The sequence below is a fragment of the Brevundimonas sp. genome (assembly GCF_016463485.1).
GTDB lineage: Bacteria > Pseudomonadota > Alphaproteobacteria > Caulobacterales > Caulobacteraceae > Brevundimonas.
Genome location: NZ_JAEMRD010000123.1, coordinates 1 through 9,556, shown reverse-complemented (window position 1 = coordinate 9,556; position 9,556 = coordinate 1). Strand labels below are relative to the sequence as shown.

Annotated in this window: 7 protein-coding genes; 3 read left to right on the top strand and 4 right to left on the bottom strand. The window is 70.6% G+C overall.

The genetic code is table 11. The annotated features are described in order from the left end of the window. Nucleotides 1-30: 30 nt before the first annotated feature. The 4 genes from JHC99_RS14630 to fsa all read right to left on the bottom strand — a co-directional run bounded on the left by JHC99_RS14630 (nt 31) and on the right by fsa (nt 3,475). Nucleotides 31-1,041, bottom strand: a complete 1,011-nt coding sequence (locus tag JHC99_RS14630; RefSeq protein WP_292155151.1) for a retropepsin-like aspartic protease — start codon at nt 1,039-1,041, stop codon at nt 31-33. 66 nt (nt 1,042-1,107) lie between these two features. Further along, a complete protein-coding gene (locus JHC99_RS14625; RefSeq protein ID WP_292155150.1) occupies nt 1,108-2,022 on the bottom strand; it encodes a tyrosine recombinase XerC in 915 nt (304 codons plus the stop codon). Between the two features lie 25 nt (nt 2,023-2,047). Next, nucleotides 2,048-2,773, bottom strand: a complete 726-nt coding sequence (locus JHC99_RS14620) for a DUF484 family protein (protein WP_292155149.1) — start codon at nt 2,771-2,773, stop codon at nt 2,048-2,050. Between the two features lie 48 nt (nt 2,774-2,821). Beyond that, a complete protein-coding gene (gene fsa, locus JHC99_RS14615; protein ID WP_292155148.1) occupies nt 2,822-3,475 on the bottom strand; it encodes a fructose-6-phosphate aldolase in 654 nt (217 codons plus the stop codon). 204 nt (nt 3,476-3,679) lie between these two features. Between fsa and JHC99_RS14610 the strand changes: the two genes are divergently transcribed. From JHC99_RS14610 to JHC99_RS14600, 3 genes are all read left to right on the top strand, one after another. Next, complete coding sequence (locus JHC99_RS14610; protein WP_292155147.1) at nt 3,680-5,842, top strand: primosomal protein N'; 2,163 nt, start codon at nt 3,680-3,682, stop codon at nt 5,840-5,842. A gap of 93 nt (nt 5,843-5,935) precedes the next feature. After that, the gene (locus tag JHC99_RS14605; protein ID WP_292155153.1) at nt 5,936-6,880 is read left to right on the top strand and encodes an alpha/beta hydrolase; all 945 of its coding nucleotides are present in this window, start codon (nt 5,936-5,938) and stop codon (nt 6,878-6,880) included. Further along, entirely contained in the window at nt 6,877-9,426 is a 2,550-nt protein-coding gene (locus JHC99_RS14600; RefSeq protein WP_292155146.1) for a hypothetical protein, read from the top strand. Before JHC99_RS14605 ends, JHC99_RS14600 begins: the two co-directional genes overlap by 4 nt. Nucleotides 9,427-9,556: the final 130 nt, after the last annotated feature.

The following is a 9,556-nucleotide window of genomic DNA, read 5'->3' as shown; positions in this document are numbered from 1 at the left end:
ACCACCCTCCCCCGAGGGGGAGGGAGAGATTCAGCTCCGCGTCGCTGCAACCAACGCCCGCCTCAACCCCGTGAAGCTCATCCGCGAGCGGCCGAAGTCGAGCGACACCGTCCGGAATCGGTAGAGGATGTCCGCCCCCAGCAGCAGGGCGGGTGCCTCGATCAGGTCCAGCGCGCCGAAGGCATGCAGGTCGGCGAAAAGCAGTGACGTCGGCCCCAGCCGCTGGCGGTTGATCTCCAGCATCCCCACCGAGCCGGGCTCGGCCATCAGGGTCTGGCCGGTGACGCCGTAGACCGGGGTCAGGGCGCGCTGGATCGTCGTGCCCTCGCGCCTGCCCAGCGCCCGGTGCAGGGCCATGTTGCCGATCGAGTACTGGGCCCCGGAATCGACGAAACACTCGACCGGCACCCTGTCGGCGCGGGCGTTGAGCAGGATCATCTGGCCGAACTCGCCGGTGCGGATCCGGCTGCAATCGCCGCGCCGGATACGGCTGGACGTCCCGAAGGCGCGGCCGAACTGGATGATGTCGGGGCCGGACGGGCGCAGCAGCATGGTGCGCCGGACCATGTCGAACTGCAGTTCGAACCTCGACAGGACGTCCAGCCCCAGCAGGCCGTCGGCGGCCAGCATCTCGCGCGGGAAGACGGCGGCATAGACGTCGTTGAAGCGCCGCCCGCCGAAGCTGAGCCGCGCGATCTTCACCGTCGGCGCGACCTCGGCCGAGGTCACCCCGTGGACCAGGATCGACGGTCCGGCGGGCAGGGCCAGGGTCGTGGCCAGATCGGCTGCGATGGCTGTGCGGCCGGCACCGGTGTCGAGCACGAACTGGGACCCCGCATGGCCGTTGATATTGATCTTGGCCGACATCCGGGTCAGCAGGTTCGACAGCAGAGCGGTCGGGTCTTCCGCAGGCGAGGGCAGGCGGGTTCCTGTGACCTGTGACAGGGCCGGCGTCGCTGCCAGACCGCTCAGCGCCGCGAGCGCACCTGCAAAGGCGCGGCGGCTGGTGGTTCTGTCCGACGTGACGTTTCCCGCCCTCATCCCCGCCTCCCCAGCGGCTTTGGTGCGAAGTCTAGGCCCAAATCGGGCGGTGAGTCCAAACGCCGGTCAGGCCCGGGGATGCGCCGCCGCATAGGCGCCCAGCAGGCGGGCGGAATCGACGGCGGTGTATTTCTGGGTCGTGGACAGGCTGGCGTGGCCCAGCAGGTCCTGGATCGACCTCAGGTCGGCCCCCGCCCCCAGCAGATGGGTCGCGAAACTGTGGCGCAGGGCATGGGGCGTGGTCGACGCCGGCAGGCCCAGCCGACCGCGCAGGGCCTGGACCGTCGCCTGGACATGGCGCGGGGTCAGCGGCCCGCCCCGCACGGCGCGGAACAGGGGCTCGCGGGGGCCGATGGCAAAGGGCTGGAGCGCCAGATAGGCGTCCACCGCCTCGCGCACGGCGGGCAGGACGGGGACGAGCCGGGTCTTGGACCCCTTGCCGACGATCCGCAGGGTCTCGGGCAGGGGGGCGTCGGCGCGGATCAGGCTTAGCGCCTCCGAAATCCGCAGGCCGCATCCATACAGCAGGGTCAGCACCGCCCGGTCCCGCGCCGCCGCCCAGGGCGCGCGGTCGGGGTCGGCGTCCGGGTCATCCAGCATCTCGCGCGCCTGAACGGCGGTGACCGGCCGGGGCAGGGTCGCCTTGATCCGAGGTCCCCGCACCAGGGCCAGTTGCGGGGTCGGGGTGTCGCAGCGCCGGTCGAGAAAGCCGTGCAGCGACCGGATCGCCGCCAGGGTCTGGCCCAGCGACCGGGCGTTCAAGGGATGGTCGCCGCTGCGTCGCGCCGCCAGATGGGCCCGGACCTCGGCGGCCGTGACCGTTCCCAGATCAGCGAGCGATTGCGCCTCGCCGCGATGCTGTTCCAGAAAGGCCAGCCAGGTTCGACCGATGTGGCCATAGGCCTCCAGCGTTCGCGGCGACAGCCGACGCTCATGCGCCAGATGCTCGAGCCAGGCGAGCAGGGCCTCGGAGGCGGTCATGGCTTCGGCCCCGGCGCCGCGCCGGTCACGTCAGGATCGGCCAGCGTTCGGCCGTGCGCTCCACCACCCTGGCGATGAAGGCGACCAGTTCGCAGCCCATGCTGGCGGTAAAGCCCTTGGGCTCGGGCGAGCCGAATGCGCAGATGGCGTGGCGCACCCCCGTGACCTCGATCTGGGCCGCGCCACCACCGAAGATCGGTGCCATGCGGATCAGCGCGACGGACTGCACCTGATCCTCGTTCGCGCCGAACAGATCCAGCCCGGCGAAGTTGGGCCCAAGCCAGGTCAGTCCATGGTCGCCCAGCAGACCGTCCACGCCGCCCGGCTCCAGCGCCCGCCAGCCGAACGGCACCCCGCCGGGCTTTTCGATGGCGATAGCGGCCCCCGCCAGGCCGAACCGACCCTGGGCGCAGGCATCCAGCCGCCGGGCCAGGTCGGAATGGTTGCGCGCCTCCAGCAGGTCGAGCGCGGCGACGTGGGTCTGGGTCTGGGCGGCGAAATTGGCGCGGGCAACGGCCTCGATCTGTTTCCGGGCATCCGACTCGCGGGTGACGACGGCTTCCAGCCGGGTCAGGGCGGCGGCACCGAACTCGACCACATTGCGGCCGTGGGGCTTCAGCCCGATCTCCTCCAGCAGGGACCGGTCGTCGAGCAGGGTCTGGGGATTGGCCTGCAACCATGCCCGCACGTCCGGCCAGTGCGGGGCCGGGTCGGTCTCGACTTCGGCGAAAAGGTCCCGAGGTCCGCTCATCTGGGTCCGCTCACAACGACGTCTCCTCCCGGAAACGCCGGGTCGTGGCTACAGGATCGACTGGCCGGTCTTGCCCCAGTCGGCCAGGAATTGATCAAGACCCTTGTCGGTTAACGGGTGCTTGACCAGGGCCTTGAAAACGTCGGCCGGAAGGGTGGCTGCGTCCGATCCTGCCGTGGCGGCGGCCGAGACATGGTTGGGGTTGCGCAAGGACGCGGCCAGGATCTGGGTGTCGAAACCATGCACGTCATAGAGGACGCGGATTTCTTCCAGGAGGCCGATCCCGTCGGCGCCGTGGTCTTCCAGCCGCCCGACGAAGGGCGAGACGAAGGTCGCGCCCGCCTTGGCCGCCAGCATGGCCTGGGCGGCACTGAAGCACAGGGTGACGTTGGTCTTGATGCCCTTGTCGGCGAAGTTCCGCGCCGCGCGCAGTCCGTCCCAGGTCAGGGGCAGCTTGACCACGACGTTCGGCGCGATGGCGGCCAGCTTGTCGCCCTCGCGGACCATGGTCTCGAAATCGGTCGCCACGGCTTCGGCCGAGATCGGCCCCTCGACCAGGGCGCAGATTTCGGCGATGACCTCGGCGATGTTCCTCCCCGACTTGGCGATCAGCGACGGATTGGTGGTCACGCCGTCCACCATCCCGGTGGGCAGCATGTCCTTGATGACGGCGACGTCGGCGGTGTCGAGGAAGAGTTTCATGGGGCAGGTGTTTAGCGGGGGCGGAGGCGCAGTGCGAGACCTTTCCTCCCCGTTCGCCGCTTGGCGAAGGGGGAGGGGGACCGCGAAGCGGTGGAGGGGCTGGTTCAGCGAAAGCGATGCAGAGTGTGGTGACGCAGCCCCTCCGTCTCGTCGCTGCGCGCCGATCCACCTCCCCATCGCTGCGCGACAGGGAGGAGAGGCGTCGTGATCGTCGCCTCCGTCCTCATCCCCCTGCCGGTGCAGGAGGCCTTCGACTACGAAGTGCCCGAGGCCCTGACGCTGACGCGCGGGGACCAGGTCGCCGTGCCATTGGGGCCCCGGCTCATGCGCGGGATCGTCACCGAGGTGCGCGAGACGACGGGATCGAACCGCAGGCTCAAGGCGGTCGACAGCCTGCTGGACGATCCGCGCCTGCCGCCCCGCACCGTCGATTTCGTCGAATGGGCCGCCCGCTGGACCCTCAGTCCGCCGGGCGAGATGGCGGCCATGGCGCTGAAGGGGCTGCGCGCCCCGCGTCCCCGGCCCGAACGACGCCTGCGCCGGATCGGTGACCGGACCCCGGCCCGGCCGACGCCTGCGCGGACGGCGGTGCTGGAGGCGATCGGGGATCGGGCCATGACGCGGCCCGCGCTGACGGCCCTGTCCGGTGCGTCATCGGCCGTCATCAAGGGGCTGATCGACGAGGGGGTGCTGGAGTTGTTCGAGGTCGAGGCCCTGGCCGCCTTCGACCCGCCCGATCCCGACCATGCCCCGGCCCGTCTGAACGCCGATCAGGCGGCGGCGGCCGGCGTGCTGGCGGGTGCGACGGCAAAAGGCGGTTTCGCGCCCTTCCTGCTGGATGGGGTCACCGGGTCGGGCAAGACCGAGGCCTATCTGGAGGCGGCGGCGCGAACCCTGAAGGCTGACCCCGATGCGCAGATCCTGATCCTGCTGCCCGAGATCGCCCTGACCCAGGCCCTGATCGCCCGGATCACCGACCGGTTCGGTACGGCCCCCGCCGAATGGCACTCCGGCATCGCCCCGCCGCGCCGCCGGATGGTGTGGGAGGCGGTGGTCGCCGGCCGCTGCAACATCGTGGTCGGTGCCCGGTCGGCCCTGTTCCTGCCGTTCGCAAACCTGAAGCTGATCGTGGTCGACGAGGAGCACGACGGGTCGTTCAAGCAGGAGGACGGGCTCGTCTATCACGGCCGCGATCTGGCCGTGGCGCGGGCCCGGATCGAGGGGGCGACCGTGGTCCTGGCCTCGGCGACGCCGTCGCTGGAGACCCTGTGGAACGCCCACAACGGTCGCTATGGCTGGCTGAAGCTGTCGGCGCGGCACGGGGCAGCGGTCCTGCCGTCGATCGAGCTGCTGGACCTGCGCCAGAACCCGCCCGACCCCCAGACCTGGCTGTCGCAGCCGTTGCGTGAAGCCATCGGTGAGACCTTCGCGCGGGGGGAACAGACCCTGTTGTTCCTGAACCGGCGCGGCTATGCGCCGGTGGTGCTGTGCCGGGCCTGCGGGCACCGGCTGACGGCGCCCGACACCGACAGCTGGCTGGTCGAGCATCGCTATACCGGCCGGCTGGTCTGTCACCTGACCGGCTTCTCGATGGTCCGGCCCCGGCTTTGCCCGTCGTGCGGGGCCGAGGATACGCTGGTCTCGGTCGGGCCGGGTGTCGAGCGGGTAGAGGAGGAGGTGCGCGCCCTGTTCCCCGAGGCGCGGACCGCCGTGTTCAGTTCCGACACCGTGCCGGACGCCCGTTCGGCGCGGGCCCTGATCCAGTCGATGATCGACGGCGAGATCGACATCCTGGTGGCGACCCAGGCCGCGGCGAAGGGGCACAACTTTCCGAACCTGACCCTGGTCGGGGTGGTGGACGCCGACCTGGGCCTGAGGGGCGGGGACCTGAGGGCCGCCGAACGGACCTTTCAGCTTCTGACCCAGGCCACGGGCCGGGCAGGCCGCCACGACAAGCCGGGTCGCGCCATCCTTCAGACCTGGACGCCGGAGCATCCGGTACTGATGGCCCTGGCCGCCGGGGACCGGGGCGCCTTCGTCGCCGCAGAGATGGCCGAGCGCGAGGCGGCGTCGCTTCCGCCCCACGGCCGTCTGGCCGCCCTGATCCTGTCGGGCGAGGACGCCAGCGCCGTCGAACGGGTGGCCCAGATGCTGGCCGAAACCATCCCCAATGCCGAGCGGCTGGAGGTCTATGGCCCCGCCGATGCGCCCCTGGGCCTGATCCGGGGCCGACGCCGCAAGCGCCTGCTGGTCCGGGCCGACCGCGACGTGGACCTGCAAGGCTTCCTGCGCGCCTGGCTGGCCCGGGTGAAGGTGCCGGGCTCGGTCCGGCTGACGGTGGATGTGGACCCCTACTCCTTCCTCTGATCACGATCGGACCGAGGCCCGTTAACCACACCGTTCCCCTGTCAGGCGGCGCCCTCTCGACACCGGCGTTATCCCGGGTCCAGATGGGCGGTGATGGAGCTTAACGGCACACAGAGGCGCAAGGTCTTCACGCGCGCCCTCGGCGCTGCGTGGCTGGCCGTGGGGGTCATGATGGCGTCGGGGGGCGTCGCCATGGCCTCGGGGATACCGCTTTCGAGCCGCACCTTCATCACCAGCGACGGGGCCCGTCTTCACTATCTGGAGGCGGGCCCTTCGCTGGCCCGGACCGTGGTCTTCGTGCCCGGCTGGACCATGCCCGGCTGGATCTTCGAGCCCCAGATCGCCGCCCTGTCGGACCGTTTCCACGTCCTCGCCCTGGATCCGCGCGGCCAGGGTGACAGCGAGGTCACCCGCTTCGGCTATGCCTGGGAACGGCGCGGTGCCGACATCGGCGACCTGATCGCCGCCGCCGGCGGATCGGAGCCGGTGGTGCTGGTGGGCTGGTCGCTCGGGGTGCTCGACGCCCTGTCTTGGGTGCATCAGGCGGGTGATGCCCGGATTGCCGGCCTCGTCCTGATCGACAACTCCATCGGCGAGCCGCCGGCCCCGGTCGCGCGCGAAGGGGCGTCCACTGCCAGTCCCGCCGACGTCGCCCCGATCCCCGAGGCCGAACGCCGCCGCCGTCGCGCCGTCTTCGTCGCCTCGATGTTCTCGCGTGATCCCGGCGCGGCCTACCGCGCCCGTCTGACCGACCAGGCCCTGCGCATGGATCAGGCCGACGAGCGCCGTCTCCTGGCCTATGACGCGCCGCGCGAGACCTGGCGCGACGCCGTCCATTCGTTGCGGGGGCCGGTCCTCTATGTCATCCGGCCACGCTGGCGCGAACAGGCGGCCAACCTCGTTGCCGCCAGATCGAACGCCTCCGTCGCCGTGTTCGAGACGGCGGGACACGCCCTGTTCGTCGATGAGGCGGAGCGGTTCAACACACTGCTGATCGACTTCCTCGACCGCCTCGATACGTCGGGCGCGACCCCATGAAGGCCGCACCTGCTGCCCGCGCGGCCCTGATCCCCCTGTTCCTGATCGCGCTCGGCGTCGTGGGGATCGAGAACGCCCTGACCCGCTATTTCGCCGTCGCGAAATGGTCGGAGTATGGATACTGGATCATCTCCATCGTCATGGCCGGGTTCGCGCTCTCGGGCGTCTTCGTCGCCCTGTTTCGCGACACCACGGCCCGGCTGGGCGTGCCCTTGAGGGCCATCCTGCCCGCCGCCATGGTGCTGGCCGCCGCGATCGGGTTTCAGGTCATGACGGCCAATCCGTTCAATCCGCTCCAGCTCCAGAACCCGACCACCTGGCCCGATCAGGTCCGCAACATCGGCCTGTATTACGCGGCGCTCCTGCCCTTCTTCTTCCTCGCCGGTCTCTACATCTCGCTGATCTTCGTCCTGAACCACCGCGAGATCGGCCGGGTCTACGGCTATGATCTGATCGGTGCAGGACTGGGGTCGGCGTTGGCCCTGGGGCTGATGTTCGTGGTCCATCCCTTCCTGCTGGCCCCCGTCCTGCTGATCCCGCTGGCCCTCGCGCCCTGGTTCCAGCCGGGCCGCAGCCGCTGGATCGGCGGCGTTCTGGCGCTGGCCGCCCTGGCCGGGGGCGAGTACCTGCTGTTCACCGGTCCGGCCCCGGCCTTCAGCGAGTTCAAGGCGATCTACGCGCCGATGAACACGCCCGGCGCAAAGGTGGTCGCCGAAATCCGCGCACCCCGCGGCCACTATCTGCTGCTGGACGACTTCACCGAGCGGGTCGACGCCGACGTGTCCAACAACGCCGGGATGATGAACATCCCCGGCCCGCCCGCGACCTTCGGCCTGTACCGCGACGGCAACCGTATCGCCTCCCTGCCCAAGCTGTTCGGCCGCGACGCCGCCTATGCACCCAGCGCACTCAGCGCCGCCCCCTATGTCCTGCGCCCCGATGCCGAGGTGCTGCTGGTCGGGATGTCGGGCGGGTTCCGCGTCGCCGAGGCACTCGCTCTCGGTGCCCACCAGATCGACGGCGTCGAGGGCGAGCCGGTTCTGCGCGCCGCCCTGAGGCAGGGGCTCGGCCCGTCGCCCGCCCTGCCGACCGATCCGCGCGTCCGTCTGCTCGATACCGGCCCCGTCGCCGCCGCCTGGCAGGCCGGCCCGAACCGCTACGATATCGTCGATGTCTCTGCCGATTTCGTCGATGCCGCCCCGGCCAATGTCACCGGCCTGACGGTCGAGGCGATGCAGGCTTATCTGGCGGCGCTGAGGCCCGGCGGCGTTATCTCCGTCTCGGTCTCGATCCGCGACTTTCCGGTCTATGCCCTGCGTGTCCTGGCCACGGCGCGTGAGGCCCTGACCGCGCGCGGCGTCAGCGACCCCGCCGCCCACGTCATGGTCTATCGCTCGGCCTGGAACGCGCGGATCCTGGTCTCGCCGACACCGTTTTCGTCCGCCGACGTCGCGACCCTGAAGACCTTCTGCGAGGCCCGGTCGTTCGACGTCTCCTGGGCTCCGGGCCTCGACGTCGCCGCCGCCCGTGCCCGCCTGTTCAACGACCTGCCGAGCGTCTCGTTCGAGACCGGCCAGATGACGTCCAGCGGCCCCGACGACGCCATCGCCAACGAGGTCGCCGCCGTCCTCGCCGGTCTCCCCTCGGCGTCCAGCACCGCCTTCAACATCCGCCCCGCGACGCTGGACCGCCCCGCCTTCTATTCGTCGCTTCGGCTCGAACACCCCGCCACCCTGATCAAGCGGCTGGAAGTCCTGCCCCAGGCCGAGATCGGTGCCCTGGTCAACATCGCCGTCCTGGGCCAGGCCATCGTGATCGCGGCTCTGGTCCTGCTGGCCCCCGCCCTGTTCCACCACAAGGCCGCCGGCAAGGTGGAGCGTCGCCGCCTCTGGCCCGTCCTCTATTTCCCGGCGCTCGGCCTCGGCTTCCTGTTCATCGAGATCCTGCTGATCGACCGGGCGGCCTTCTATCTGAACGACTATTCCTCGGCCTTCGCCATCGTCCTGACGGCCATGCTGATCTTCTCCGGCCTCGGCTCCATGATCGCGGGTGCGGTCGCGGGCTTCCCCAAGGCGGCCTCGGCGGTGGGGCTCATCATCGTGCTGGCCTGGATCGCGGCGATGTTGCTGGGCGCCGAGGACGTCGTCATGCGTACCCTGGACCAGCCCTGGTGGGCCCGCGTCGGGATCGTCATCCTGGCCGCCGCCCCGGTATCGCTGGCGCTCGGTCTGCCCTTCCCGCTGGGCCTGATCTCGGTGGGCGAGGGGCGGGCCCTGCCCTGGGCCTGGGGCCTCAACGGCGCCTTCTCCGTGGTCGCAACGCCGCTGGCCAATCTGATGAGCCGCGACATCGGGTTCTCTTCCCTGCTGATCGCGGCGGCCGGTCTCTACACCCTGGCCTTCCTCGCCTTGCCGACCGCCCTGCCGGTCTCGGTGCGCCGGACCAACAGCGTCTCGCACCCGGCCGGCAACGTCATCAACCCCACCTTCGACAGCCCCCCGCCTTTCGCCCCCGGCCAGACGCCGCCGCTGGAGACGCCCGCATGAGCACCCTCGACCGCCGCGCCCTGATCACGGGGGCCGCCGCCGCCACGGCCCTCGCCGGCTGCGATGAAGCCACGACGAAAAAGCTTCAGGCCCGCCTGAATCCCAGCCAGACGCCGGGCGGGGCCGCGCC